Here is a 25,796-nt window from a genome sequence, read left to right as displayed (position 1 = left end):
ATGCATTCGATCCGACCGATTGTAGCGCCGCATTATTACGGAAGATTACAGGTGCAGAAAGGCGCGCATTCGATGCGCGGCTATGTCGGTTTCACGACAAATCGACGGGGATTCGTGGAACGAGAGAGGGAGCGCGGAAAAAGGCGCGGCCGTAGCGGACCGCGCTATGCGTTCGAGGCTTGTGTGTCCCGTTGAACGCGACGTTCGCTCAGCGGCCGCCGGCGACGTCGAACAGCGCGCCCGTCACGTACGACGACGCGTCGCTGAGCAGCCATACGATGGCCTCGGCGACTTCGTCGGCCCGGCCGGGGCGGCCGAGCGGTGTCGTCGCGCCCAGTTGTGCGGCGCGTTCGGGCTTGCCGCCGCTCGCATGGATCTCGGTGTCGATCAGACCCGGACGCACCGCGTTCACGCGCACGCCCTGCGGGCCGAGTTCTTTTGCGAGGCCGATCGTCATCGTGTCGATTGCGCCTTTCGACCCGGCGTAGTCGACGTATTCGTTCGGCGAACCGAGCCGCGCCGCCGCCGACGAAACGTTGACGATCGCGCCGCCCGCGCCGCCGCGCTGAGTCGACATGCGCCGCGCCGCTTCGCGCGCGCACAGATAAGCGCCGAGGACATTGACGTCGAACACGCGTTTCAGACGCGCGAAGTCCATATCGGCGAGCTGGCTCGACGGCGCGACGATGCCGGCGTTGTTGACGAGCGCGTCGATGCGGCCGAAGGATTGCTGCAGCATATCGAACATGCGAGTCACGTCGGCTTCGTTCGCGACATCGCCGGCGATCGGGAGCGCGCGGCCGCCCGCGTGTTCGACCTCGGCGACCGTCTGCTGGGCGGCGGCGAGGTCACGCACGTAGTTCACGCCGACATACCAGCCGCGCGCGCCTAGCAGCCGCGCGGTGGCTCGGCCAATGCCGCGGCTGCCGCCGGTGATCAGAACAGCTTTCGTCATCGCAACCTCGTCGTTGGGGTGATGCGTGTGCGGCGTGCCGCGGATTCAGATCGCGTCGCTTTGGACCGCGGTCCATTTGTCGCGAGCGGGCGGCGCGTAACGTTGCAGCTTGCCGATCAACGCGAGCGGATCGGCGTCGATCTGCAGCATGTCGAGATAGGTCTTACGCAGGAAGCCTTCGTCGACCGTGTGCTCGAGCAGGCGGATCAGCGGTTCGTAGAAGCCGCCCGTGTTCAGCAGCGCGACCGGCTTGCCGTGATAGCCGAGCTGCGCCCACGTGAAGACCTCGAACAGCTCCTCGAGTGTGCCCGCGCCGCCCGGCATCGCGACGAACGCATCGGACAGCTCGGCCATCATCTTCTTGCGATGATGCATGTCGGGCACCACGTGCAGCTCGGTCAGGCCGTTATGACCCACTTCCTTGCTGACGAGCAGCTCGGGAATCACGCCGATCGCGCGGCCGCCTTCGGCCATCACTGTGTCGGCGATCACGCCCATCAGTCCCACTTTGCCGCCGCCAAAGACGAGCGCGAGATCGGCCTCGACGAGGGCGCGGCCGAACGCGCGCGCCGCCTGCGCATACAGCGGTTTGGCTCCCATAGAAGAGCCGCAATAGACACACACCGACTTCATACTCAACTTTCCTTCGATTCGTTGCGAGGCGCGGCGCCTTCACGCGGCGGCAGGTAGTCGTAGAACTCGCGCTTGGGCACGATGCCCGATACGAGGTCGTCGAACAGCTGCCGCGAGCGGCCGCGCAGGTAGGGCGCCATCAGCGAGACGATCTGCACGCTGACCTGATGCAGTTCCTCGCGGATCGCTTCCTGCTCGTTGTATTTGCGCGGATTCATCACGAACTGATACGACAGCCAGTACGTGCCGATCACGCCGACGTTGGTCGCAATCACCTGCATTTCCTGCGGCGTCGCGACCATTTCGCCATCGGCGACGAGCTGCTCGCAGAACTGGCTCGCGAAGCGCACCTTGTGGCTGATGATCTGCTTGAAGTGCGTCTCGAGCGTGCGATTGCGTGCGAGCAGGTCGTTCAGGTCGCGGTACAGGAAGCGGTAGCGCCACGTGAAATCGACCATGTACTGCAGATACGACCACATTTCGTCGATGGTCGCGCGATGGTCGTCGGGGAAACGCAGACGCTTCTCGATCTCCTGCTCGAACTGGCTGAAGATGCTGTTGATGATGTCGTCTTTGTTGCGGAAGTGGTAGTACAGGTTGCCTGGGCTGATTTCCATTTCCTCGGCGATCGTCGTCGTCGTGACGTTCGGCTCGCCGATTTCGTTGAACAGCTTCAACGACAGTTCGAGAATCCGTTCGCGCGTGCGGCGGGGAGGTTTGGCTTCCATGTCGTCCGGCCCTCGTTATGCCGGGCTGGGCGCATGGCGGCGTGCCGCCGCTGCGTGTTCCACCCGGATGCGGTTGGTATATTGAGCTCTCCCGAACCCGCCGGCACGCGGCGGGCCCCCCGAAAGGGCAGGATGAGGCGATGCGCGGATACGTTTGCGCGAGCGCCTTTCCTGTGAGACCGTTAAACGATTATAAACCGAGCGTTCTAATACCCAACCGCCTGCGGGGATATTCAACCATGTCGGACAGGGGCAAGCGTGCGCTGCAACCCGCGTCGAGATTCAAAGCCACGCGCGAACCCAGCCGACGACCAGCGGCCCGACGATCACCCCCCACGTCATCACACACATGCCGAGCGCGACCATCACGGCCGCGCTGCCGAGATCCTTCGCGCGCCGCGACAGCTCGTGACGTTCGAGCGAGATCCGGTCGATGGCTGCTTCGACGCTCGAATTGAGCAACTCGACGATCAGCACGAGCAGCACCGAGCCGAGCAGCAGCACACGCGACACGGGATCGACGGGCACCACGAGGCCGCACGGAATCAGGATCGCGGCCAGCGTGAGTTCCTGACGAAACGCGCTTTCCTCGCGAATCGCGACCCGAAAACCGGCCAGCGAGTTTTTCATCGCGTGCCATGCGCGCGTGAGGCCGCGGTTGCCCTTGTAGGGGTTGAAGGGCAGCGGGGCGAGCGGGTCGTCGGGACTGAGCGGTTCGTTGGGGACGTCGTGGCTCGAGTCGCGAGTTGTGTCGTGGCTGGCGTCATGCTGCACGCCGCCCGAGACGCTGGGGCCGCCGTTCATGGACCTCGCGCCGTTCACCCGAGGCACGGTGTCCGCATGCCCGCTCACACCCGGCTCGCGGACATCATCGAACGGTTCGATGCTCGCGGTGTCGCGGCTGGACTCGACGGCGCGCAGTGCGCCGTTCGACGCGCCTTCGGCGCTGGATCGACTGCTTCGCATGGATAGCTCCGCGCGCCGCATCACGCAGCGGCGCTTTCCTCACGATACGCCGTGCCGCGCAGTGGCTTCAAATGCGCGGCGAATTGTGCGGACGCCGCTGCCCACGAAAAGCGCTCGGCCCACGCGCGCGCATGCGATCGCTCGATCTTCAGTGCCTCGAGACAGGCCTCGCGCAGATCCTCGTGCATTGCACCGGCGCCGCCGTCGCCTAGCACGTCGATCGGGCCGGTGACCGGATACGCGGCCACCGGCGTGCCGCATGCGAGCGCTTCGAGCAGCACGAGCCCGAACGTGTCGGTGCGGCTCGGAAACACGAAGACGTCGGCGGCCGCGTAGACCTTCGCGAGTTCGGCCTGCGACAGCACGCCCAGATAGTTCACCTGCGGGTAGCGCGACTTCAGCTCGGCGAGCGCCGGACCTTCGCCCGCGACCCACTTCGAGCCGGGCAAATCGAGCTGCAAGAATGCCTCGACGTTCTTCTCGACCGCCACGCGTCCCACGTACAGGAAGATCGGCCGCGCGGTGTTGAGCACCTTCGAGTCCATCGGACGGAAGATCTCGAGATCGACGCCGCGCGTCCACAGCACGACGTTGGTGAAGCCGAACTTTTCGAGGTCCTGCTTGACGACGGGCGTCGGCGCCATCACCGCGAGCGACGGCTTGTGGAACCAGTGCAGAAACTTGTAGGTCGCCGCGAGCGGGATGCGAAAGCGCGCCTGCACGTACTCGGGAAAGCGCGTGTGATACGCGGTCGTAAACGGCAGCTTGTGCTCCAGCGCATACGCGCGCGCGGCCATGCCGAGCGGACCTTCGGTGGCGATGTGCAACGCATCGGGCGCGAAACGGTCGATGCGCTCGCGCAGCCGGCGGCGCGGCAGCAGCGACAGGCGTATCTCCGGATAAGTCGGGCACGGGATGGTGCGGAATTCGAGCGGTGTCAGCAGATCGACCTGGTGGCCGAGCGCGGCCAGTTCGCGCCGGGTGTTCTTCAGCGTGCGCACGACGCCGTTGACCTGCGGCTCCCATGCGTCGGTGACGATCATGATCTTCATCGCGTTGTTCATCGCTGCGGGCCCTGTGGAAGTGGACAGTGGAAGTGCTCAGGCGGTGGCGCGGGCTTTTTGCGCACGCGCCTGGGGCGCGCGCAGCGCGGTCCAGAAGATCACCTTGAGTTCGCCTTCATAGGTCTCGACGAGCGCCGACAGACTCTCGACCCAATCGCCATCGTTGCAATAGAGCACGCCGTCGATCTCGCGCATCTCGGCCTTGTGGATGTGCCCGCAGACCACACCGTCACAGCCGCGGCGACGCGCTTCGTCGGTCATCACGGTTTCGAACGACGAGATGAAGTTGACCGCGTTCTTGACCTGATGCTTCAGGTATTGCGACAGTGACCAGTACGGGAAGCCGAGCTTGCTGCGAATGCGGTTGAACCAGCGGTTCAGCACGAGGATCATCGTGTACAGCGTGTCGCCGAGATAGGCGAGCCACTTCGCATGCTGGATCACGCCGTCGAACAGATCGCCGTGCACGATCCACAGCCGCTTGCCGGCGAGCGTCGTGTGGAACGCTTCGCCGCGCACGTGGATGTCGCCGAACGCGAGGTCGCAAAACTGGCGCGCGGCTTCGTCGTGATTGCCGGGCACGTAGATGACCTGGGTGCCTTTGCGCGCCTTGCGCAGCACTTTCTGCACGACGTCGTTGTGGGCCTGCGGCCAGTACCAGCCTTTCTTCAACTGCCAGCCGTCGATGATGTCGCCGACGAGGTACAGGTACTCCGATTCGTTGTGGCGCAGGAAGTCGAGCAGATAACCCGCCTGGCAGCCGCTCGAGCCGAGATGGATATCCGAGAGCCAGATCGTGCGATAGCGATGCGGATCGTCGTGGCCGTCATCGGAATGATCGGCGTGGGCGTCGAGCGATGGCGTCGCCGGCAGCGGCAAGCCGTGATGAGTAGAACCCGGGGCGGGCCGGAACGCGACGGGGTCGACGCTCGGTCCGGTTTGACGAAACAGGGAAGTCGCGGACGTATTGGGGTCCATGGCTCACGCGTCGAGTGGCGGTGCCCGTATTGGGCCAGGCGCGAGTGACTCTGCCATGACAGTCACGAGAAGTTCTTATTACGGAGCAGCCTTGGCGGGGCCTGTTTTTTCGTTGTTCTGGCTTCTTTGGCCTTTCCTTGTTTGTTATTGGTCTATTGGCGTTGCCCCGCACAGGGGCAACGCCAATAGACCGACAAGTCAGCAAGGAAAGGCCAAAAAAGCCAGAACAACGACAAAAAGCCTAACCCCGCCAAAGGCGGCAACGCATTCAGCACGCGCGCTAGCGCACAACCTGGACCACCCGCGTCCCCGCGAGCCGATCATGAAAAAACTGCCGCTGCGAATCAAACCGCCCACTCGTGGCCCACACCACGAACCAGACCCCCGCAACGACAAGCGTCTGCGGCACCCGCAACCCAAGAAGCGGATGCACCGCCAACGGCGGCAAAAACCACAACCAGGCGAGCAAGTACCGCCCAATCGCCCGTCCAATGGAAATCGGCTCGCCATCAGCGCCGACAACCCGTAACCGCCAGGTTTTCATCGGCAGCGTCTGGCCGCCATGCGTCCAGAACCAGACGAAATACACGCCAACCACGAGGCCAATCCAGCCGGCGAGCAGGTTGTGATGCGCGAGCCCGTTCCGCTGCTGCGTCAGCGTGCTGAACAGATAGCCGGCGAGAAACACCACGCCGAACAGAATGACCGCTTCGTAGAGCAGCGCCGCCAGCCGTCGCCGGACGGTGGGCGCCGTGCCGCCGGGCGCGGCGGCGGGCAGGGTGGGAGTGACGAGCGGCTGGGACACGTAATGGGCTCGAGTCGGGAATCAGGAGCCGTGGAAAATCGCCGGCGCTTCGGCCGGCGACACCGGCACGGGCGTCGCCGGCACGAAGCTGCCCGCCGCCGGAATCGCGGGGGTAGCCGGCAGCGAGGCCGCGGCCGGTGCGGAGGCGGCCGGCGCGGCGCTCGCCGCCGCGGCAGCGCTGGCGGCCGCGCCGTGCTCGCGCGCGTTCACGAACCGGTCGATGCCCTTGATCTCATTGCGAGCCGACGGCGGCGCGCTCACGACGCTGGGGCGGCGCTTGCGCTCACTGGCGGCGAGCCGCTCCTTCGTTTCCTCGGGCAGTTGTTGGTACGCCTTCCATGCATTCTGGCGCGCTTCGCGCGGCAATTCCTTCGAAACCTGGTAGTTCTCGCGCGCGACGCGGCGCTGATCGGGCGTCATGCGCACCCATTCGCTCATGCGCTCATGCAGACGCTTTTGCGCATCCGGCGACATCTTTGCGTATCGCGACGCGATCTTGATCCACTTTCGCTTGCGTTCGTCGCTGAACGAATCCCACTGCGATGCGAAGGGCGCGAGCGCGATATGCTCAGCGGCGCTTAGACGCGACCACGCGAGCGGGCTGTTGCTGCCGGGCAGGCCAGGCAAGTCGACGGAAAGTGCGGGGGCGGGCGCGGACGCGGCGACGTTGACGTCAGGCGACGGATGGCCCGCTGGGGACGGGCTCGGATGAAAACGCGGATAGGTCGCGACGAAGGACACCAGAGCCGCGATTGCGCATCCGAAAACAACGGCCAGGCCGCGCTTGTAACTCACCCGAGGAATCTCCCGCTCAGTGTGCGCGTGAAAGATACGCGTTGAAGCCGTGGTCGAGATAGGCATTGAGCGGCAGATCGTCGCTAAGCATGGCGGCATCGATATCGGCGAGTTCGGCGGTGCGCTGCTGGTCTTCCCAGTACGCGATGCCGATCAGGCTCACCACCAGCGCGGCGAGCGGCCACGCGAGCGCGAAGCGGCGCAGCGACCAGCGGCGGCGCGGCTCGAAGCCTCCCTGCGGCAGCCCCGCCGGCATGCCGGCGAACGCAGGCACGAACACCGGCGCGCTGACGGCTTCAGGCTTTTTGCGCGCCAACGCGGCGCGACGTGCGGCGGCGAGCCGGTCGACGGTGGCGGGCGGGAGGCTGGCGGTGTTTTCGTCGAGCGCGCGGCGCAGTTGACGCGCGAACTCGAGTTCTGTGTTTTCGAGGGAGCTCATAGCGTGATTCCTTTCGCCTTGAGCGCTTGCGCAAGCGTGTGGGTGGCCCGGGAGCAGTGCGTTTTCACACTGCCTTCGGAGCAGCCCATTGCGGCGGCAGTCTCGGCGACATCCATATCTTCCCAATAACGCATGAGAAACGCCTCCCGTTGACGTGCCGGTAATTTCTGGATCTCGTCGTCGATCAACTGCAGGACCTGCTCGCGCTCGAGCTTCTGTTCGTTGCTCTCGGCGCCAGTCGAACCCGCCTCCGCCTCGAAGGTTTCCAGCGGATCGAATTCGTCGTCATCGGCGTTGCCGAGCGACGAGAACAGACTAACCCAGGTGTTGCGTACTTTGGCACGACGGAAGTAGTCGTGTGTCGCATTCTGCAGAATACGCTGAAACAGCAGTGGCAGCTCTGCCGCCGGGCGGTCGCCGTATTTCTCGGCGAGCTTGATCATCGCGTCCTGCACGATGTCGAGGGACGCATCGTCGTCCCGCACGGCGTAGACCGTCTGCTTGAACGCGCGCCTTTCGACGCCCGCCAGAAAATCGGCGAGTTCCTTGTCTGATGCCATCCGTGTGGGGTCGGCGCAGCAAGCGTGCGCGTAATCGGTCGAAAAATGTCGTAAAACCCGCGGATGCTAACAAACTTTTGCTCAGATTGGGGTGAAACCTGCTGAACCTTGCATTTGCATGACAGTCGATATTCCGCCCGATCGCGCGCTCCCGCGCGTGTACTAATGGCAATATTTTCTTGACCGCGAGCGCGCCAACAGCTATCGTCGCTGGTTCGCAACATAAGTGAGTTGTCTCAATTGAGGTGTGGCCCAAGAAGCCCGCCTGTCAACTGGACGCGCCGCTTGAACCCGAGCCACAAGCCCGGCAGAGAGCACCCGATCAATTTTTTGCCGAAAATTCGAAAGGTGAATCAATGAATATGCCCAGCGCGGAATTCTCCACGTCGGATACGACCCCCCCTCACGAAGCAGACTCTATCGGCGCCACCGTGCTCATGAAGGCACTGGCCGACGAAGACGTCGAATTCATCTGGGGCTATCCCGGCGGCTCGGTACTCTACATTTACGACGAGCTGTACAAGCAGGACAAGTTCCAGCACGTGCTGGTGCGCCACGAGCAGGCTGCCGTGCACGCTGCCGACGCCTACGCCCGCTCCACCGGCAAGGTCGGCGTGTGTCTCGTGACCTCCGGCCCCGGCGTCACCAATGCGGTGACCGGCATCGCCACCGCCTATATGGATTCGATCCCAATGGTCGTGATCAGCGGCCAGGTGCCGACTGCCGCGATCGGTCAGGATGCATTCCAGGAATGTGACACGGTCGGCATCACGCGTCCCTGCGTGAAGCACAACTTCCTCGTGAAGGACGTGCGCGACCTCGCGGCCACCGTCAAGAAAGCCTTCTACATCGCCCGTACCGGCCGTCCCGGCCCGGTGCTGATCGACATTCCGAAGGACGTGTCGAAGGCGCCGTGCCAGTACGAGCCGATCAAGAGCGTGTCGCTGCGCTCATACAACCCCGTCACGAAGGGCCACTCCGGTCAGATCCGCAAGGCGGTGTCGCTGCTGCTGTCGGCGAAGCGCCCCTATATCTACACCGGCGGCGGCATCGTGCTCGCGGACGCGTCGCGTGAGCTGAACCAGTTTGCCGATCTGCTCGGCTATCCGGTCACCAATACGCTGATGGGCCTGGGCGGCTACCGCTCGAGCGACAAGAAATTCCTCGGCATGCTCGGCATGCACGGTACGTACGAAGCCAACATGGCAATGCAGCACTGCGACGTGCTGATCGCCATCGGCGCGCGCTTCGACGACCGCGTGATCGGTGACCCGAACCACTTCGCGTCGCGGCCGCGCAAGATCATTCATATCGACATCGATCCTTCTTCCATTTCGAAGCGCGTCAAGGTCGACATTCCGATCGTCGGCGACGTGAAGGAAGTGCTGAAGGAACTGATCGAGCAGTTGCAGACGGCCGAGCATGGCCCAGACACCGCGGCGCTCGCCGAGTGGTGGAAGGACATCGAAGGCTGGCGCGCGAAAGACTGCCTGAAGTTCGACCGCAAGAGCGACATCATCAAGCCGCAGTACGTGGTCGAAAAGGCGTGGGAACTGACCGACGGCAACGCGTTCGTGTGCTCCGACGTCGGCCAGCATCAGATGTGGGCCGCGCAGTTCTACAAGTTCAACAAGCCGCGTCGCTGGATCAACTCCGGTGGCCTCGGCACGATGGGCTTCGGCTTGCCGGCCGCGATGGGCGTGAAGATGGCCCATCCGGACGACGACGTGCTGTGCATCACGGGCGAAGGCTCGATCCAGATGTGCATCCAGGAGCTGTCGACCTGCAAGCAGTACGACCTGCCGATCAAGATTATTTCGCTGAATAACCGCTATCTGGGCATGGTGCGCCAGTGGCAGCAGATCGAATACAGCAAGCGCTATTCGCATTCGTACATGGATGCGCTGCCGGACTTCGTGAAGCTCGCCGAAGCGTACGGTCACGTGGGCATGCGCATCGAGCGGACGGCCGATGTGGAACCGGCGCTGAAGGAAGCGCTGCGCCTGAAGGATCGCACGGTGTTTCTCGACTTCCAGACCGACCCGACCGAAAACGTCTGGCCGATGGTTCAGGCCGGCAAGGGCATCACCGAGATGCTCATGGGTTCGGAAGATCTTTAACGACGGGGCGTTTGGTTGAATCCAGCGCCGGCTTCGTGATGCGCGCCTTCACAAAAGGCGAGAGCAGACGAGGCGGCGCCGCTCCGCTCGCAGACATCGACACATCATCTGGAAGAAGCGAAACATGAGACACATCATTTCAGTCCTGCTGGAAAACGAACCGGGCGCGCTGTCGCGCGTGGTGGGTCTGTTCTCGGCACGCGGCTACAACATTGAAACCTTGACGGTGGCTCCGACCGAAGATCGTTCGCTGTCGCGCATGACCATCGTCTCCGTTGGCTCCGACGACGTGATCGAACAGATCACGAAGCATCTGAACCGCCTGATCGAGGTGGTGAAAGTGGTCGACCTTACCGAGGGCGCCCACATCGAACGCGAGCTGATGCTGATCAAGGTGAGGGCGGTCGGCAAGGAACGTGAGGAGATGAAGCGGATGTCGGACATTTTCCGCGGCCGCATCATCGACGTCACAGAAAAGACCTACACGATCGAACTGACGGGGGCGAGCGACAAGCTCGACGCCTTCATCGAGGGGCTCGACTCCACGGCGATTCTCGAGACGGTCCGCACGGGCAGCTCGGGCATCGGTCGCGGCGAGCGCATTCTGAAGGTCTGACGTCCCGATCGAAAGGCCGGGCAACGCGGCATCGCCCGGCTGTAATAACAACATTCGCAGTACCTGAATTTCTCTGAATCATCGAATCTAGCCAAGGAACCGACATGAAAGTTTTCTACGACAAGGACGCCGATCTCTCCCTCATCAAGGGCAAGCAGGTCACCATCATCGGCTATGGCTCGCAAGGCCATGCGCACGCGCTGAACCTGAAGGAAAGCGGCGTGAACATCACGGTCGGTCTGCGTAAGGGCGGCGCATCGTGGAGCAAGGCTGAAAACGCCGGCCTGCAAGTCAAGGAAGTCGCAGAAGCGGTGAAGGGCGCGGACGTCGTGATGATGCTGCTGCCGGACGAGCAGATCGCCGACGTGTACGCGAAGGAAGTCCACGCGAACATCAAGCAGGGCGCAGCGCTCGCGTTCGCGCACGGCTTCAACGTTCACTACGGCCAGGTGATCCCGCGTGCTGACCTCGACGTGATCATGATCGCGCCGAAGGCCCCGGGCCACACGGTTCGCGGCACCTACTCGCAAGGTGGCGGCGTGCCGCACCTGATCGCGGTTGCGCAAGACAAGTCGGGCGCCGCGCGCGACATCGCTTTGTCGTACGCAGCGGCTAACGGCGGCGGCCGTGCCGGCATCATCGAAACGAACTTCCGCGAAGAAACCGAAACCGACCTGTTCGGCGAGCAGGCCGTGCTTTGCGGCGGTACCGTCGACCTGATCAAGGCTGGCTTCGAAACGCTGGTCGAAGCGGGTTACGCGCCGGAAATGGCGTACTTCGAGTGCCTGCACGAACTGAAGCTGATCGTCGACCTGATCTACGAAGGCGGCATCGCGAACATGAACTACTCGATCTCGAACAACGCCGAGTACGGCGAGTACGTGACGGGTCCGCGCATCGTGACCGCCGAAACGAAGAAGGCGATGAAGGCCGTGCTGACCGACATCCAGACCGGCGAATACGCGAAGAGCTTCATCATCGAGAACAAGGCTGGCGCACCGACGCTGCAATCGCGTCGCCGTCTGACGGCCGAGCACCAGATCGAGCAGGTTGGCTCGAAGCTGCGCGCGATGATGCCGTGGATCGCGAAGAACAAGCTCGTCGACCAGTCGAAGAACTAAGCGTCTCGACGTAACGGGGTCCGGCGCGGCGCCTCGGCGCGGCGGCCGGACCATGCAAAAAGCCGTCCAAGGGTGCTGAACCCTGGGCGGCTTTTGCTATCCTACGGTTTTACAAAAACACAGAAGCCATCCATGAATTACCCTCATCCGATCATCGCGCGAGAAGGCTGGCCGTTCATCGCCATCGCGGCCGTCGTTGCACTACTGGTTCACGCCTTCGCGGGGTTCGGCTTTGCGTGGCTCTTCTGGCTGATCCTGATCTTCGTCGTGCAGTTCTTCCGCGACCCGGCGCGTCCGATTCCGACGCAGGCCAACGCGGTGCTGTGTCCCGCCGACGGTCGCATCGTCGCGGTAGAAACCGCACATGACCCTTATGCGAATCGTGAAGCGCTGAAGATCAGCGTCTTCATGAACGTATTCAACGTGCACTCGCAGCGCTCGCCGGTCGACGGCGCGATCTCGAAGGTCGAATACTTTCCTGGCGCGTATCTGAACGCCGCGGTCGACAAAGCCTCGCTCGAAAACGAGCGCAACGCGGTCGTGATCGAAATGGCCGGCGGCCAGACGGTCACCTCGGTGCAGATCGCCGGGTTGATCGCACGGCGCATTCTTTGCTACGTCCGTGCCGGCGAGCCGCTGACCCGCGGCCAGCGTTACGGATTCATCCGCTTCGGTTCGCGCGTCGACGTGTATCTGCCGGTGGGCAGCCGTCCGCGCGTATCGATCGGCGAGAAGGTGTCGGCGTCGTCCACGATCCTCGCCGAGCTGTAAAGCGGCATACAGGAGGTTGTTCGAATGGCCGCATTCAAACCGCGTCGACCTCGCAGCAGCGGACCGCTGCCGCGTCCGTTTCGCCGCAACAAGCCGGTGGTCACGGAGTCGCCGGCCGCCGACAGCCGGCGCGCGCAGCGTCAGCAGTTCCTCAGAAAACGCGGCATCTACCTGCTGCCGAACGCGTTCACCACGGCCGCGCTGTTCTGCGGTTTCTTCGCCGTCGTGCAGGCGATGAACGTGCGCTTCGAGATCGCGGCGATCGCGATCTTCGTCGCGATGGTGCTCGATGGCATGGACGGCCGCGTCGCGCGCATGACGCATACGCAAAGCGCGTTCGGCGAGCAGTTCGACAGCCTGTCGGACATGGTGTCGTTCGGTGTTGCGCCCGCGCTCGTGATGTACGAGTGGATACTGAAAGACCTCGGCCGGTGGGGCTGGCTCGCGGCGTTCGTCTATTGCTCGGGCGCGGCGCTGCGGCTCGCGCGCTTCAATACGAACATCGGCGTGGTCGACAAGCGTTTTTTCCAGGGCATGCCGAGCCCGGCCGCGGCGGCGCTGATCGCCGGTTTCGTGTGGCTCGCCACCGACAACCGCGTGCCGCTGAAGCTCGTCTGGCTGCCGTGGGTCGCCTTCGTGCTGACCATCTATGCGGGCGTGACGATGGTGTCGAACGCACCGTTCTACAGCGGCAAGGCGCTCGACGTGCGGCATCGCGTGCCGTTCGGCGTGATCCTGCTGGTCGTGGTCGCGTTCGTGCTCGTGTCGTCCGATCCGCCGCTGATGCTGTTCGGTCTGTTCGTGCTGTACGGTCTGTCCGGCTACGTGTTCTGGGCCTATCAGGCGATACGCGGCCGGGCCAATCCGGCGCGTTCGATGTCGCACGACCGGTGACGAATTGAGCTTCGCTGCATCGCAGCGACATACGAAAAACGGCAGCCCACGCGCTGCCGTTTTTCATTGGCTGATGCTGTTACGAGCCCGCTTCGGAGCGCGGGGCAGGCCGCGCCGGAGCGCATTGCGTGGTGGCTGGAATGCCGCTATAGTCGTCGGATCAGTGCGTTGACGTGGCCGATTTTGCCGAGTCGGCGAGATCGTTCGCTGCGCCGCGCCATCATGCTTGGTTCTCGCCCTTATGCGTCTTTGCGTTCCGTCCGCGCCGGCCGCGATCATCGCGATCGCCTTACCTTGCCAGCGGCCGCACCCATCGTCCTATTCCAAAACCAGGTCACACATCTGAACGACTCCCGAGGAGGCCCGACATGTCCGACAAACTGATCATTTTCGACACCACGCTGCGTGACGGCGAGCAATCGCCCGGCGCGTCGATGACGAAGGAAGAGAAGATCCGCATCGCCAAGCAACTCGAACGGATGAAAGTCGACGTGATCGAAGCGGGCTTCGCGGCCAGCTCGAACGGCGACTTCGACGCGATCCATACGATCGCCGGCCTGGTGAAGGACAGCACGATCTGCTCGCTTGCGCGCGCGAACGACAAGGACATTCAGAAGGCCGCCGACGCACTGAAGCCGGCCGATCATTTCCGCATCCACACGTTCATCGCGACGTCGCCGCTGCACATGGAAAAGAAGCTGCGCATGACGCCCGAGCAGGTGTTCGAGCAGGCCAAGCTCGCGGTGCGTTTCGCGCGCAAGTTTACCGACGACGTCGAATTCTCGCCGGAAGACGGCAGCCGCTCGGATATGGACTTTCTGTGCCGCGTGCTCGAAGCGGTGATCGCCGAAGGCGCGACCACGATCAACATCGCGGACACGGTCGGCTACGGTGTGCCGGAGCTCTATGGCCAACTCGTGAAGACGCTGCGCGAGCGCATTCCGAACTCGCACAAGGCGGTGTTCTCCGTGCATTGCCACAACGACCTCGGCATGGCGGTCGCGAATTCGCTCGCCGGCGTGCAGATCGGCGGTGCACGCCAGGTCGAATGCACGATCAACGGTCTCGGCGAGCGCGCGGGCAACACGTCGCTCGAAGAAATCGTGATGGCGGTGAAGACCCGCAAGGATTACTTCGGACTCGACGTCGGTCTCGATACGACTCAAATCGTGCCGGCCTCGAAGCTCGTGTCGCAGATCACCGGCTTCGTCGTGCAGCCGAACAAGGCCGTGGTCGGCGCGAACGCATTCGCGCATGCGTCGGGCATCCATCAGGACGGCGTGCTGAAGGCGCGCGACACCTACGAAATCATGCGTGCGGAAGACGTGGGTTGGACCGCGAACAAGATCGTGCTCGGCAAGCTGTCGGGCCGCAATGCGTTCAAACAGCGTCTGCAGGAGCTCGGCATCGCGCTCGACAGCGAAGCCGAACTGAACACCGCGTTCGCGCGCTTCAAGGAACTTGCGGATCGCAAGGCGGAGATTTTCGACGAAGACATCATCGCGATCGTCAACGAGGAATCGGCCGAAGCGCACGAGAAGGAGCACTACAAATTCCTGTCGATGTCGCAGCATTCGGAAACCGGTGAGCAGCCGCACGCGAAGGTCGTATTCTCGGTAGAGGGTAAAGAGATCACCGGCGAAGCGCGCGGCAATGGCCCGGTCGACGCCACGCTCAACGCGATCGAAACGGAAGTGGGCAGCGGCTCCGAGCTGCTGCTGTACTCGGTCAACGCGATCACGACCGGCACCCAGGCGCAGGGCGAAGTGACCGTTCGGTTGTCGAAGAGCGGACGCATCGTCAACGGCACCGGCACCGATCCGGATATCGTCGCGGCGTCCGCGAAGGCATATTTCTCGGCGCTCAACAAACTCTATTCGAATGCGGACAAATTGAATCCGCAGCGCTCGGAGTAACGCGAACATTGCGCGCCGGTGGCGCGCAATGTCGACTGTGAATCGATGAGAAGCCCCGCGATGCCTGGGACGCGGGGCTTTTTTTCGCGGTCATCGCGCAAGCGCGGCGACCCGATACGCCGGGACTACTCCGCCGTCGTGCGCCGCAGCGACCAGCCGTTCGTTGCGCGCGCCTGCTCGCGGACCTGATATCTGAGGTCGACGGTGATCCCGCGGCGGGGCGCATCCGCGACGAACGCGTCCAGCAGTTCGCGCACGTCGTGATCGACGAAATCGGCGCGTGTCGCGTCGACGATGACGGTGGCGCCATCCGGAATCTGCTCCAGATAGTGCTTGAGCGGCACCTTGCCGAGAAACGACACGTCCTTGCGAAACGACAGCAGGTAGTGATCGCCATGCTGCGCGAGCACGATCGGGCCGCGCAGGTTTGCGTACAGCGCGAACAGCATGCTGCACAGGATGCCGAGCACGATACCGATCAGCAGATCGGTGACGAGCACACCGGCGACCGTGACGATAAACGGTGCGAACGGCGCGAATCCCTGTCGCGCGAGCCCGGCGAACAACGACGGCTTGGCGAGTTTGAAGCCGGTGAAGATCAGGATCGCGGCAAGGCAGGCAAGCGGGATCAGGTTGATCACGCTCGTGAGTGCGAACACGCTGACGAGAAGCAACACCCCATGAACGATCGCCGAGAGCCGGCTTTTTGCGCCGGCATGCACGTTCGCGGAGCTACGCACGATCACTGCGGTGATCGGCAGTCCGCCGATCGCGCCCGCGATCAGATTGCCTACGCCCTGCGCCTTCAGTTCGCGATCGGGCGGTGCGCGGCGGCGTTCCGGATCGATCTGTTCGACCGCTTCGAGGCTCAGTAGCGTTTCGAGACTTGCGAGGATGGCGATCGTGATCGCGACGCGCCATATGTCTGGATTGATGAGCTGGGCGAACCGCGGTCCGAAGTCGGCCGACGCGAGCACGGCCTGCAGTGCCGCGAACGATTCGAGCGACGGCAACGCGACCCGCCGTTCGGCGGGCGGTGCCAACGATGGCGCGACGAGATCGAGCGTGAGGGTCGCGCCGATGCCGAGCAGCACCACCGCGAGCGGCGCCGGCATGATGCGCACGACGGCGAAGCGGCGCAGCGCGCGCGTTTCCCAGCCGGCGAGGATTGCGAGCGACAGCAGTGTGATCAGCACGGCGGTCAGCGAGATTGGGCCGAGCGGCGTTGCGACCTCCGCCGCCGAGAGGACGGAGTGAGCGGTGCCGGACAACCCCAGCGCTACGGGAAACTGCTTCAGGATCAACAGCACGCCGATGGCCGCGAGCATCCCCTTGATCACTGGCGACGGCACGTAGGCCGCCAACCGACCAGCCCTGAGCATGCCGAAGCCGAACTGGATGACGCCCGACAGCAGTACGGCCAGCAGGAAAGCGGAAAAGCCGCCAAGCCGCGCGATGCCGTCGACGACGATCACGACGAGGCCGGCGGCCGGGCCGCTCACGCTCAGACGCGAGCCGCTCAGCGCGGCAACCACGAGCCCGCCAATGATGCCCGACACCAGTCCGGCAAACGGGTCGACGCCCGATGCATGAGCAATGCCGAGGCAAAGCGGCAGCGCGACCAGAAAAACGGCCGTTCCGGCGAGCACGTCGCGCTGGAGCGCGGAGAAGGAGGTTTGAGTATCCATGGAGTCCAGAAGCGGGAGTAGGGTGGCGGGCGACGAACAGCGGTGGCTCGATGACGATTCCGCTGTCGGCTCCGTCCGCGGTTTGAATGGGGCGCGCGACGCGCTTCGCTAGGCCGCGCTGTGCGCGGCGGTCGGGCAGGTCATCGCGTCGTCGGCGCTATAGCCGGAGGTGAGAACCTTGATGCGCCCGTCGTCGAGCGCAAAGATCCAGCCGTGCACGAGCGGCGGCGCATCAGCCTCGTGCACGATCGGGCTCGCCCGTAGCTGCCGCACCTGTTCGAACACATTCAGCTCGGCGAGGCGGTTCACGCGATCCGATTCGCTCGCCGCGCCGTCCAGTTCCGGGCGATGCGTTCGCGCGAGCGCGCAGAGCGGCGCGATACGCCGGTTTACATGGGGCAGCGCGGGGTCGGGCGGCAGCAGCGCGGCGCGCACGCCGCCGCAGCCATAGTGCCCGCAGACGATCACATGGCCGACCTTGAGCACTCGCACCGCGTATTCGAGGACGCTCGCGACGTTGTCGTCGCCGGGATCAAACAGGTTGGCGATGTTGCGATGAACGAACAGATCGCCGGGCTCGCAATGTGTGATCGTTTCGGCGGGCACTCGGCTGTCCGCGCAGCCTATCCACAGAATGTGCGGATTCTGTCCGCGCATGAGGTCGCGAAAGAATGCCGGATTGCGCGTCGCGGTTTCATGGGCCCACGCGACGTTGGCGACCAGCAGGTGTTTGGGGCGGTTCATCGTAGCAACTCCGTAACACAGGCAATTGACCTGGCACCGGATCGAAACCGCGGCTGTGCGGTCGATCGCGAGCCGGTGCCTAACGGTGTTTACGATAACCTTTCTTTTGCGAAATGGTTGACGCGAGCAGGATAAAATTCTTCTTTATGCTCGAGGAATAAAAAAGCCGCCTATGGCTAGCGGCTTTTTTGAGATGGGCTTCTTCTTTCGAAAACGGCGCTCTGGACTCAGAACAGGCTGCGGCGGTCGGGCTCGTGCAGCGGGTCGGGAGTCTTCTGCGTGAGGCGCAAGATGCCCTGGTCGTCGAAGTAGAAGCTGTACAGCATGTACCAGACGTTGTCCTCGAGATACCGATAGGTCCACACTTCGCGCCTCATCATCGGGAAGTACGACGTTTCGACCGGACGGCCGAAGTTCACCAGCACGTCGCTGCGCGTCCATTTGCCGATCTCGGCGCGGTAGAACTCGTTGGGTTGCAACACCTGGCGCATGTTGACGATCTTGCCGGCCGCGTCGATGTCGGCGGCGGTGGTGGTTTCGCCCATCGGTTGGGTCGGCCACATCAGGCGCTTGCCGCCGTCGGGCAGGTCGTAGGTTTCGCGCGGCGGTCCGAGCCGCGCGATCACCGTCGATGCATCCGCTCCCTGTTGATACTGCTGCCACGGCTGGGCGCAGCCGGCGAGCGCGAGCACGCTCAGGCAAACGAACGCGGCGCGCCGCAGACTCGCGCCGGCCGGGGTTGTGATAGAGGCCGCCGTGCGGTGATGGCGGTTCGACATGTATTCCTCCGATGGCGTTTGAATAGCGGTTCTTATCATCGAGACGCACTATTTTGACACGCGCCACGGCGAAAGAATGGCGCTGCTCGAACGTGCGTCGCCTCCAAAGGGAACGGATGCGCCGGCTTGCCTATTCCGTGCGCGTGGTTCTATGATCCGCGCTTCGAAGATTCAGGCAGGACGACCATGACGGCGATGTGGCAACGGGCGGCGGCGGTTGCGCTGACGGCGATCTCAATGGCGGCGGTTGGCGTGGGCGTGGCGCGGGCGACGAGTTCGGAGGTGAATCCGATCGGCAAACCCACGGGCGCCCCGATCCGGCTCGCGCTGATCGAAGGCATGTCTGGCCCGTTCGCGAACGCGGGCACGGCAGTCGAGCGCAATCTGCGCTTCGGTGTCGAACAGGTCAACGCGCACGGCGGCGTGAAGCTCGCAGACGGCGCGCATCCGTTCGAACTCGTCGTGCTCGACAGCAAAGGCAGCACAGAGGAAGCGCTGACGCAATTGCGCGCAGCCGCGGATCGCCATATCGGCTACATCCTGCAGGGCAATAGCTCGGCGGTCGCCGCGGCGCTCATCGGCGCGATCGACAAGCACAACAGCCGCGAGCCGGACAACCGCGAACTGTTCCTGAACTACTCGGCCGACGACCCCGCGCTCACCAACACGAACTGCAGCTTCTGGCACTTCCGCTTCGACGCGCACGCGGGCATGCGGATGGCCGCGCTCGCCGCGGTGATCGAGCGCGACAGGACGGTGAAAAAGGTCTACCTGCTGAATCAGGACTATAGCTTCGGCCACGACGTAAGCAGCCTCGCGCGCTCGACGCTCGCGGTGAAGCGGCCTGACATCGCGGTGGTCGGCGACGAATTCCACCCGATCGGCCGAGTGAAGGACTTCGCGCCGTACATCGCGAAGATCCGCGCGAGCGGCGCGGACGCCGTGATCACCGGCAACTGGGGCAACGACCTGACGTTGCTCGTGAAGGCGGCGCGCGAGCAGGGCCTCGACACGAAGTTCTACACGTTCTACGGCAACAGCCTCGGCGCGCCGGCCGCCCTCGGCGACGCGGGTGTGGGTCACGTGATCGCCGTGGCCGAGTGGCATCCGAACGTCGGCGGCGCGGCTTCCGATGCATGGTACGCGGCGTTCCGCGCGCGCTATCCGGCCGCGCAGGACGACTATCCGGTGCTGCGTATGCCACTGCTGATCGACACACTCGCCGCCGCGATGAACCGCGCCGGCAGCGCCGATCCGACGGCGGTCGCGAAAGCGCTCGAGGGCATCCGCTTCGACAACGGTTTTCACGCATCGTGGATGCGCGCCGACGACCATCAGCTGATCCAGCCCCTTTACGTGATGCAGATGGACAAAGCCGGCACCCCCGGCGTGCATTTCGATAACGAAGGTTCCGGCTATGGCTTTCGCACGGTGCTGGCGCTGCCAGCCGAGCGCACGATATTGCCGACAGTCTGTCGGATGCGACGCCCCTGAGAGACGCGCGATCCGCCTTGCTAGCGCGGGCTTCGCGGCCGAAGTCGGCTGTGCTACAATACGCGTCCCGTTGTTGGGCTGGGTTCTCATTCAGCTAATTCAGCCACGAACGGGGCTCAGTAAATTGTGAAACGGGTATCCCACGGCACGGCCTTTCTTCCGTGACCGCCTGTCCAGTTATCAAGGAAATTGACATGTCCGCAGTTGAAGCAAGCAAGAAGTCCGAAGTCGTCGCGCAATTTGCACGCGCAGCCAACGACACCGGCTCCCCCGAAGTTCAGGTCGCGCTGCTCACGACCCGTATCAACGAACTGACCTCCCACTTCAAGGAGCACACGAAGGATCACCACAGCCGCCGCGGTCTGCTGCGCATGGTGAGCCGCCGTCGCAAACTGCTCGACTACCTGAAGGGCAAGGACGCGGATCGTTACCGCAGCCTGATCGAGAAGCTGGGTCTGCGTAAGTAATCGGCCAGTCGTTCAGCAAGATGCCTGTGTCAGTTTCGCTGATACAGGCATTTTGTTTTTGCACGGCGCGCTTCGTGTAACGCGCACCGCCTGTGATCCGCGGCGTATGCCGGGTCGCGCGGCGTCCACGGGCAAGCGTAGTAGCAGTAGCAGAGCAGCAGTAGAAAAGCAGTAACAGGAAACAAGGCCGGGCTTCAGGGCAGAGTTTTGTGTCATTCCAGCGGTTCGCGCGCGCTCGCAGCACGTGACTCTCTGGAATGGCATAGCACGACTCTTCCCATGCGGCGCCGGCCCCGGCGTTGCCGCGCCGCTTCCGGTCTGCGCGGCATTACGATGAGGAAAAGCAATGACTATGTTCAATAAGATCGTCAAAGAGTTTAAGTGGGGGCAGCACAACGTTCGCCTCGAAACCGGTGAAATCGCTCGCCAGGCGAGCGGCGCGGTAATCGTCGACGTCGAAGACACCGTGGTGCTCGCCACCGTGGTCGGCGCGAAGACCGCGAAGCCGGGTCAGGACTTCTTCCCCCTCACCGTCGATTACATCGAAAAGACCTACGCCGCCGGCAAGATCCCGGGTGGCTTCTTCCGTCGCGAAGGCCGTCCGTCGGAAGGCGAGACGCTGATCTCGCGCCTGATCGACCGTCCGCTGCGCCCGCTCTTCCCGGAAGGCTTCTACAACGAAGTGCAGGTCGTGATTCACGTGCTGTCGCTGAATCCGGAAATCCCCGCCGACATCCCGGCGCTGATCGGCGCATCGGCGGCGCTCGCGGTGTCCGGTCTGCCGTTCAACGGCCCGGTCGGCGCGGCACGCGTGGCCTACATCAACAATGAATACGTGCTGAACCCGACGCGTCCGCAGATGAAGGAATCGGCGCTCGACCTGGTCGTCGCCGGTACGGAACGCGCGGTGCTGATGGTCGAATCGGAAGCGCAGCAGCTGAGCGAAGAGGTAATGCTCGGCGCCGTCGTGTTCGGTCATGAGCAGATGCAGACCGCGATCGACGCGATCCATGAACTGGTCCGCGAAGGCGGCAAGCCCGAGTGGGACTGGCAGCCGGCCGCGAAGAACGAAGCGCTGATCGCGCGCGTCACGGAACTCGCGCAAGCCGATCTGCTCGCGGCTTACCAGATCCGCGACAAGCAGGCTCGCTCGACCAAGCTGAAGGAAGTCTACGCGGCGACCTCGGCGAAGCTCGAGGAAGAAGCGGCGGCAGACGGTACCGTGGCGGCCGACAAGGCGTCGGTCGGCAACGTGCTGTTCGACATCGAAGCGAAGATCGTCCGTACCCAGATCCTGAACGGCGAGCCGCGCATCGACGGCCGCGACACGCGCACCGTGCGCCCGATCGAAATCCGCACCGGCGTGCTGCCGCGTACCCACGGCTCGGCGCTGTTCACGCGCGGCGAGACGCAGGCGCTGGTGGTTGCGACGCTCGGCACGAAGGGTGACGAGCAGAGCATCGACGCGCTCGAAGGCGAATACCGTGAGCGCTTCATGCTCCACTACAACATGCCTCCGTTCGCGACCGGCGAAACGGGCCGCGTCGGTTCGCCGAAGCGCCGCGAAATCGGTCACGGCCGTCTCGCCAAGCGCGCGCTCGTCGCGTGCCTGCCGAGCGCCGACGAATTCGGCTACTCCATCCGCGTCGTGTCGGAAATCACGGAGTCGAACGGCTCGTCGTCGATGGCCTCGGTGTGCGGCGGCTGCCTCGCGCTGATGGACGCCGGCGTGCCGATGAAGGCGCACGTCGCCGGCATCGCGATGGGCCTGATTCTCGAAGGCAACCGCTTCGCGGTGCTGACCGACATCCTCGGCGACGAAGATCACCTCGGCGACATGGACTTCAAGGTCGCGGGTACGGAACAAGGCGTGACCGCGCTGCAGATGGACATCAAGATCCAGGGTATTACCAAGGAAATCATGCAGGTCGCGCTCGCGCAGGCGAAGGAAGGCCGCATGCACATCCTCGGCAAGATGACCTCGGCGGTGTCGGGCGCGAACACCCAGCTGTCGGAGTTCGCCCCGCGCATGATCACCATCAAGATCAACCCGGAAAAGATCCGCGACGTGATCGGCAAGGGTGGCTCGGTAATCCGCGCGCTGACCGAAGAAACCGGCACCACGATCGACATTTCGGACGATGGCGTCGTCACGATCGCGAGCACGAACAGCGAAGGCATGGCCGAAGCGAAGCGTCGTATCGAAGCGATCACGATGGAAGTCGAAGTGGGCCAGGTGTACGAAGGCACCGTGCTCAAGCTGCTCGACTTCGGCGCGATCGTGAACATCCTGCCGGGTAAGGACGGTCTGCTGCATATCTCCGAGATCGCGAACGAGCGCATCAAGGACATCAACGACTATCTGAAGGATGGCCAGCAGGTGAAGGTCAAGGTCATCCAGACGGACGAGAAGGGTCGTGTGCGTCTGTCGGCGAAGGCACTGCTGAACGACGCGCCGCAAGGCGAACCGACGCCGCAGTAAGGCGGTAACGGACAAACGGCCGGCCGTGTCATGCACGCCGGCCGTTTTTCATGCAGGATGGATTGCGTTGCGCATTCGAATCGCAGCTGGGTGCCAGGGCGAACGGCAGCAACGGATAGGCAACGCAATCCAATCTTGGAGTTGACGCAGATGAAAGCGATCGAAATCACTGAATTCGGTGCCCCGGAAGTCCTCAAGCTGGCGGAGCGTCCGACGCCGCAGCCCAAGGCTGGCGAGGTGCTGATCAAGGTGGCGGCATCCGGCATCAATCGTCCGGACGTGTTTCAGCGCAAGGGCGGTTATGCGCCGCCACCCGGAGCGTCGGATCTGCCGGGGCTGGAGGTGGCGGGCGAGATCGTCGGCGGCACGATCGACGCGAAGAACAACCCGTTCGGTCTGAAGATTGGCGACCGCGTGTGCGCGCTGCTCGCGGGCGGCGGCTATGCGGAGTATGCGGCGGCGCCGCTTCTGCAATGCCTGCCCGTGCCGGCGGGATTGTCGGATGTCGAAGCGGCTTCGCTGCCCGAGACTTTCTTCACGGTGTGGAGCAACGTATTCAATCGCGCGCAGCTCGGCCAGGGTGAGGGTGGCGCGAACGAAACGCTGCTCGTACAGGGCGGATCGAGCGGCATCGGCGTGACTGCGATCCAGATTGCGCACGCGCTCGGGTTCCGTGTGTTCGCCACCGCTGGCTCGGACGAAAAGTGCCGCGCGTGCGAAGCGCTCGGCGCCGAACGGGCCATCAACTACAAGACGGAAGATTTTGTCGAAGTCATCAAGTCGCTGACCAACGATCGTGGGGTCGACGTGATCCTCGATATGGTCGCGGGCAGCTACGTGCCGCGCGAACTGTCGGCGCTCGCCGACGGTGGCCGCATCGTGCTGATTGCGCTGCTCGGCGGCGCGAAGGCGGAGCTGAACCTGAACGAAGTGCTGCGTCGCCGCCTGACCGTTACCGGTTCGACACTGCGGCCACGGCCGATCGAGTTCAAGGCACAGATCGCCGCGCAACTGAAAGAGCGCGTATGGCCGCATCTCGAAGCCGGGCGCATCAAGCCGGTCGTGCATCGCGTGTTTCCGGCCACCCAGGCTGCCGACGCCCACACGCTGATGGAAAGCAGCGCCCACGTTGGCAAGCTCGTGTTGACGTGGGGTCAGGAGGCTTGACACCACCGGTTTGACCCGATCCACCCCACGCAGTAAAATTGCGCGTTTTGCGCGCGCCGGAGCAGGTCGGACTGGCAAGACAGGACAATACGAGACGATGTCGAATCAACAACGAGCCAAACTGGTAGTCGGTAATTGGAAGATGCATGGGCGGCTCGCCGCGAACGCCGCGTTGTTGCAGGCAGTGGTGCAGGGGGCCAATGAATTGCCGGCCGACGTGCGCGTCGGTGTCTGCGTGCCGAGCCTCTATATCGCGCAGGCGCAGTCGCTGCTCGAAGGCAGTCCGGTCGTGTGGGGCGTGCAGGACGTGTCCGCGTTCACGCATGGCGCCTATACCGGCGAAGTGGCTGCGCCGATGGTGACAGACTTTGGTGCCACGTTTGCGATCGTCGGGCACTCGGAGCGCCGCGCGTATCATCGCGAAAGCGCCGAGCTGGTCGCGGTGAAAACGCAGCGTGTGCTTGAGGCAGGGTTGACGCCGATCGTGTGCGTCGGCGAAACGCTCGAAGAACGCGAGGCTGGCTCGACCGAGCAGGTCGTCGGCGGTCAGCTCGACGAGGTGCTCGCGAAGCTGTCGGCCCAGGAAGCGGCTCGCCTCGTCGTCGCGTATGAGCCGGTGTGGGCAATTGGCACCGGCAAGAGCGCATCGGCGGCACAGGCGCAGGCCGTGCATGCGTTCCTGCGCGCACGTCTCGCGGCAAAAGGTGCGGCGGACGTGCCGTTGCTGTACGGCGGCAGCGTGAAGCCGGACAACGCGGAAGAACTGTTCCGTCAGAACGATATCGACGGCGGCCTGATCGGCGGCGCGTCGTTGAAAGATCAGGATTTCCTGGCAATCTGCAAGGCGGCCGCTGCGACCAGCGTGGCTGGTTAAGTAGAGCGTCTCGACAAGGATGGCTCCTTTTCGCGCAACACACAGTGTGCGGCGCGGTTAAATAAAGACTCAGGTGAGTGTGATGCTGTATTTGAAAACATTGATTATCGTCGTTCAGTTGTTGTCGGCGCTCGGGGTCATCGGCCTCGTGTTGCTGCAGCACGGCAAAGGGGCCGACATGGGCGCGGCTTTCGGCAGCGGCGCATCGGGTAGCCTGTTCGGTGCGACGGGTTCGGCGAACTTCCTGTCGCGTACCACGGCGGTGCTCGCAGCGCTGTTTTTTGCCACGACCTTGGCGCTCACTTACCTTGGTGCGTATCACGTGAAGCCGTCGTCAGGCGTGCTGGGCGCGGCAGCTACTGCACCGATCGCGGCTTCACCTGCTTCCGCACCGGCTGCAGGTTCAGCTCCGGTGGCGGCATCGCCCGCAGCGCCGGCTTCGCCTGCGTCGGTTCCAGCAACGGGTGTGCCGAAATAAATTTTCGGTAGGCGTGCTCTTGTGCGTTGAACAATCTGTTTAAACAAGTTACAATTCAAGTCTTGAAGCGATTCGCGGGTTTTACAAGTTGTTTTCCCGGATTGCATATAGTGCCGACGTGGTGAAATTGGTAGACACGCTATCTTGAGGGGGTAGTGGCGAAAGCTGTGCGAGTTCGAGTCTCGCCGTCGGCACCAAATGTTATCTAAATGCCAGCCGCTTGCTTCGCTTCGGCTGGCATTTTCACTTCTGGCGTATGGCT

At 63.6% G+C, this 25,796-nt stretch carries 25 protein-coding genes and 1 tRNA gene; 13 read left to right on the top strand and 13 right to left on the bottom strand.

Going from position 1 to position 25,796, the window contains the following annotated elements:
* Positions 1–208 precede the first annotated feature (208 nt).
* The 10 genes from QFZ94_RS25580 to QFZ94_RS25535 all read right to left on the bottom strand — a co-directional run bounded on the left by QFZ94_RS25580 (position 209) and on the right by QFZ94_RS25535 (position 7,923).
* Complete coding sequence (locus QFZ94_RS25580; RefSeq protein ID WP_429460408.1) at positions 209–955, bottom strand: SDR family oxidoreductase; 747 nt, start codon at positions 953–955, stop codon at positions 209–211.
* Positions 956–1,000: 45 nt separating this feature from the next.
* Positions 1,001–1,588: a TIGR00730 family Rossman fold protein gene (locus QFZ94_RS25575; protein ID WP_368586185.1), complete on the bottom strand. Its 588-nt coding sequence runs from the start codon at positions 1,586–1,588 to the stop codon at positions 1,001–1,003.
* Between the two features lie 2 nt (positions 1,589–1,590).
* Entirely contained in the window at positions 1,591–2,316 is a 726-nt protein-coding gene (locus QFZ94_RS25570) for a TetR/AcrR family transcriptional regulator (RefSeq protein ID WP_429460406.1), read from the bottom strand.
* Positions 2,317–2,598: 282 nt separating this feature from the next.
* Positions 2,599–3,282: a diacylglycerol kinase gene (locus tag QFZ94_RS25565; protein ID WP_429460404.1), complete on the bottom strand. Its 684-nt coding sequence runs from the start codon at positions 3,280–3,282 to the stop codon at positions 2,599–2,601.
* 20 nt (positions 3,283–3,302) lie between these two features.
* Positions 3,303–4,334 (bottom strand): glycosyltransferase family 4 protein, encoded by a 1,032-nt coding sequence (locus QFZ94_RS25560; protein WP_368586234.1) that lies wholly within the window; start codon positions 4,332–4,334, stop codon positions 3,303–3,305.
* Positions 4,335–4,382: 48 nt separating this feature from the next.
* A complete protein-coding gene (locus QFZ94_RS25555) occupies positions 4,383–5,324 on the bottom strand; it encodes a UDP-2,3-diacylglucosamine diphosphatase (protein WP_368586182.1) in 942 nt (313 codons plus the stop codon).
* Positions 5,325–5,604: 280 nt separating this feature from the next.
* Positions 5,605–6,129: an RDD family protein gene (locus tag QFZ94_RS25550; protein ID WP_429460401.1), complete on the bottom strand. Its 525-nt coding sequence runs from the start codon at positions 6,127–6,129 to the stop codon at positions 5,605–5,607.
* A 21-nt stretch (positions 6,130–6,150) separates the two neighbouring features.
* Positions 6,151–6,924: a DUF3106 domain-containing protein gene (locus QFZ94_RS25545; RefSeq protein ID WP_410850532.1), complete on the bottom strand. Its 774-nt coding sequence runs from the start codon at positions 6,922–6,924 to the stop codon at positions 6,151–6,153.
* Positions 6,925–6,940: 16 nt separating this feature from the next.
* The gene (locus QFZ94_RS25540; protein ID WP_368586179.1) at positions 6,941–7,363 is read right to left on the bottom strand and encodes a DUF3619 family protein; all 423 of its coding nucleotides are present in this window, start codon (positions 7,361–7,363) and stop codon (positions 6,941–6,943) included.
* Entirely contained in the window at positions 7,360–7,923 is a 564-nt protein-coding gene (locus QFZ94_RS25535) for an RNA polymerase sigma factor (protein ID WP_368586178.1), read from the bottom strand. Before QFZ94_RS25535 ends, QFZ94_RS25540 begins: the two co-directional genes overlap by 4 nt.
* A gap of 356 nt (positions 7,924–8,279) precedes the next feature.
* On the opposite strand from QFZ94_RS25535, the gene QFZ94_RS25530 reads away from it, so the two are divergent.
* The 6 genes from QFZ94_RS25530 to QFZ94_RS25505 all read left to right on the top strand — a co-directional run bounded on the left by QFZ94_RS25530 (position 8,280) and on the right by QFZ94_RS25505 (position 15,361).
* Positions 8,280–10,043 carry an acetolactate synthase 3 catalytic subunit gene (locus tag QFZ94_RS25530; RefSeq protein ID WP_368586177.1) on the top strand — a complete coding sequence of 588 codons (1,764 nt, stop codon included), beginning with the start codon at positions 8,280–8,282 and terminating at the stop codon, positions 10,041–10,043.
* A 124-nt stretch (positions 10,044–10,167) separates the two neighbouring features.
* A complete protein-coding gene (gene ilvN / locus QFZ94_RS25525; protein ID WP_008920618.1) occupies positions 10,168–10,659 on the top strand; it encodes an acetolactate synthase small subunit in 492 nt (163 codons plus the stop codon).
* 104 nt (positions 10,660–10,763) lie between these two features.
* On the top strand, positions 10,764–11,780 hold the full coding sequence (ilvC, locus tag QFZ94_RS25520; protein ID WP_008920617.1) for a ketol-acid reductoisomerase: 1,017 nt from the start codon (positions 10,764–10,766) through the stop codon (positions 11,778–11,780).
* 132 nt (positions 11,781–11,912) lie between these two features.
* Positions 11,913–12,551, top strand: coding sequence for a phosphatidylserine decarboxylase (locus QFZ94_RS25515; RefSeq protein ID WP_115102455.1), 639 nt, complete (start codon positions 11,913–11,915; stop codon positions 12,549–12,551).
* Between the two features lie 24 nt (positions 12,552–12,575).
* Positions 12,576–13,445, top strand: coding sequence for a CDP-diacylglycerol--serine O-phosphatidyltransferase (gene pssA / locus QFZ94_RS25510; RefSeq protein ID WP_013088925.1), 870 nt, complete (start codon positions 12,576–12,578; stop codon positions 13,443–13,445).
* 368 nt (positions 13,446–13,813) lie between these two features.
* On the top strand, positions 13,814–15,361 hold the full coding sequence (locus tag QFZ94_RS25505) for a 2-isopropylmalate synthase (protein ID WP_013088926.1): 1,548 nt from the start codon (positions 13,814–13,816) through the stop codon (positions 15,359–15,361).
* Positions 15,362–15,486: 125 nt separating this feature from the next.
* On the opposite strand, the gene QFZ94_RS25500 is transcribed toward QFZ94_RS25505, so the two are convergent.
* The 3 genes from QFZ94_RS25500 to QFZ94_RS25490 all read right to left on the bottom strand — a co-directional run bounded on the left by QFZ94_RS25500 (position 15,487) and on the right by QFZ94_RS25490 (position 18,572).
* Positions 15,487–17,049, bottom strand: a complete 1,563-nt coding sequence (locus QFZ94_RS25500; protein ID WP_429460397.1) for a SulP family inorganic anion transporter — start codon at positions 17,047–17,049, stop codon at positions 15,487–15,489.
* Between the two features lie 108 nt (positions 17,050–17,157).
* Positions 17,158–17,793, bottom strand: a complete 636-nt coding sequence (locus QFZ94_RS25495; protein ID WP_429460395.1) for a carbonic anhydrase — start codon at positions 17,791–17,793, stop codon at positions 17,158–17,160.
* 227 nt (positions 17,794–18,020) lie between these two features.
* Positions 18,021–18,572, bottom strand: coding sequence for a hypothetical protein (locus QFZ94_RS25490; protein WP_176380822.1), 552 nt, complete (start codon positions 18,570–18,572; stop codon positions 18,021–18,023).
* Between the two features lie 186 nt (positions 18,573–18,758).
* On the opposite strand from QFZ94_RS25490, the gene QFZ94_RS25485 reads away from it, so the two are divergent.
* From QFZ94_RS25485 to QFZ94_RS25455, 7 genes are all read left to right on the top strand, one after another.
* Positions 18,759–20,066, top strand: coding sequence for a branched-chain amino acid ABC transporter substrate-binding protein (locus tag QFZ94_RS25485; protein WP_429460393.1), 1,308 nt, complete (start codon positions 18,759–18,761; stop codon positions 20,064–20,066).
* 194 nt (positions 20,067–20,260) lie between these two features.
* Complete coding sequence (rpsO, locus tag QFZ94_RS25480; protein WP_008920609.1) at positions 20,261–20,533, top strand: 30S ribosomal protein S15; 273 nt, start codon at positions 20,261–20,263, stop codon at positions 20,531–20,533.
* A gap of 346 nt (positions 20,534–20,879) precedes the next feature.
* Positions 20,880–23,015 carry a polyribonucleotide nucleotidyltransferase gene (pnp, locus tag QFZ94_RS25475; protein WP_429460391.1) on the top strand — a complete coding sequence of 712 codons (2,136 nt, stop codon included), beginning with the start codon at positions 20,880–20,882 and terminating at the stop codon, positions 23,013–23,015.
* A gap of 150 nt (positions 23,016–23,165) precedes the next feature.
* Positions 23,166–24,182 carry an NAD(P)H-quinone oxidoreductase gene (locus tag QFZ94_RS25470; RefSeq protein WP_429460389.1) on the top strand — a complete coding sequence of 339 codons (1,017 nt, stop codon included), beginning with the start codon at positions 23,166–23,168 and terminating at the stop codon, positions 24,180–24,182.
* 97 nt (positions 24,183–24,279) lie between these two features.
* Entirely contained in the window at positions 24,280–25,056 is a 777-nt protein-coding gene (tpiA, locus tag QFZ94_RS25465; RefSeq protein WP_368587038.1) for a triose-phosphate isomerase, read from the top strand.
* 82 nt (positions 25,057–25,138) lie between these two features.
* Positions 25,139–25,534, top strand: coding sequence for a preprotein translocase subunit SecG (secG, locus tag QFZ94_RS25460; RefSeq protein ID WP_410850588.1), 396 nt, complete (start codon positions 25,139–25,141; stop codon positions 25,532–25,534).
* Positions 25,535–25,646: 112 nt separating this feature from the next.
* Positions 25,647–25,731, top strand: a tRNA-Leu gene (locus QFZ94_RS25455).
* The last annotated feature ends 65 nt before the right edge of the window (positions 25,732–25,796 follow it).

This window comes from Paraburkholderia sp. JPY465 (assembly GCF_050436725.1).
GTDB lineage: Bacteria > Pseudomonadota > Gammaproteobacteria > Burkholderiales > Burkholderiaceae > Paraburkholderia > Paraburkholderia youngii.
This window is presented reverse-complemented; position numbering and strand designations above follow the sequence as displayed.

Coding starts and splice junctions, on each gene's coding strand:
- QFZ94_RS25555 (WP_368586182.1), bottom strand. CDS start 5,324: ATGGACCCCAATACGTCCGCGACTTCCCTGTTTCGTCAAACCGGACCG.
- QFZ94_RS25565 (WP_429460404.1), bottom strand. CDS start 3,282: ATGCGAAGCAGTCGATCCAGCGCCGAAGGCGCGTCGAACGGCGCACTG.
- secG (WP_410850588.1), top strand. CDS start 25,139: ATGCTGTATTTGAAAACATTGATTATCGTCGTTCAGTTGTTGTCGGCG.
- ilvN (WP_008920618.1), top strand. CDS start 10,168: ATGAGACACATCATTTCAGTCCTGCTGGAAAACGAACCGGGCGCGCTG.
- ilvC (WP_008920617.1), top strand. CDS start 10,764: ATGAAAGTTTTCTACGACAAGGACGCCGATCTCTCCCTCATCAAGGGC.
- QFZ94_RS25490 (WP_176380822.1), bottom strand. CDS start 18,572: ATGTCGAACCGCCATCACCGCACGGCGGCCTCTATCACAACCCCGGCC.
- QFZ94_RS25580 (WP_429460408.1), bottom strand. CDS start 955: ATGACGAAAGCTGTTCTGATCACCGGCGGCAGCCGCGGCATTGGCCGA.
- QFZ94_RS25485 (WP_429460393.1), top strand. CDS start 18,759: ATGACGGCGATGTGGCAACGGGCGGCGGCGGTTGCGCTGACGGCGATC.
- QFZ94_RS25515 (WP_115102455.1), top strand. CDS start 11,913: ATGAATTACCCTCATCCGATCATCGCGCGAGAAGGCTGGCCGTTCATC.
- QFZ94_RS25570 (WP_429460406.1), bottom strand. CDS start 2,316: ATGGAAGCCAAACCTCCCCGCCGCACGCGCGAACGGATTCTCGAACTG.
- QFZ94_RS25535 (WP_368586178.1), bottom strand. CDS start 7,923: ATGGCATCAGACAAGGAACTCGCCGATTTTCTGGCGGGCGTCGAAAGG.
- rpsO (WP_008920609.1), top strand. CDS start 20,261: ATGTCCGCAGTTGAAGCAAGCAAGAAGTCCGAAGTCGTCGCGCAATTT.
- pssA (WP_013088925.1), top strand. CDS start 12,576: ATGGCCGCATTCAAACCGCGTCGACCTCGCAGCAGCGGACCGCTGCCG.
- QFZ94_RS25575 (WP_368586185.1), bottom strand. CDS start 1,588: ATGAAGTCGGTGTGTGTCTATTGCGGCTCTTCTATGGGAGCCAAACCG.
- QFZ94_RS25500 (WP_429460397.1), bottom strand. CDS start 17,049: ATGGATACTCAAACCTCCTTCTCCGCGCTCCAGCGCGACGTGCTCGCC.
- QFZ94_RS25470 (WP_429460389.1), top strand. CDS start 23,166: ATGAAAGCGATCGAAATCACTGAATTCGGTGCCCCGGAAGTCCTCAAG.
- QFZ94_RS25530 (WP_368586177.1), top strand. CDS start 8,280: ATGAATATGCCCAGCGCGGAATTCTCCACGTCGGATACGACCCCCCCT.
- QFZ94_RS25540 (WP_368586179.1), bottom strand. CDS start 7,363: ATGAGCTCCCTCGAAAACACAGAACTCGAGTTCGCGCGTCAACTGCGC.
- QFZ94_RS25560 (WP_368586234.1), bottom strand. CDS start 4,334: ATGAAGATCATGATCGTCACCGACGCATGGGAGCCGCAGGTCAACGGC.
- pnp (WP_429460391.1), top strand. CDS start 20,880: ATGACTATGTTCAATAAGATCGTCAAAGAGTTTAAGTGGGGGCAGCAC.
- QFZ94_RS25505 (WP_013088926.1), top strand. CDS start 13,814: ATGTCCGACAAACTGATCATTTTCGACACCACGCTGCGTGACGGCGAG.
- tpiA (WP_368587038.1), top strand. CDS start 24,280: ATGTCGAATCAACAACGAGCCAAACTGGTAGTCGGTAATTGGAAGATG.
- QFZ94_RS25495 (WP_429460395.1), bottom strand. CDS start 17,793: ATGAACCGCCCCAAACACCTGCTGGTCGCCAACGTCGCGTGGGCCCAT.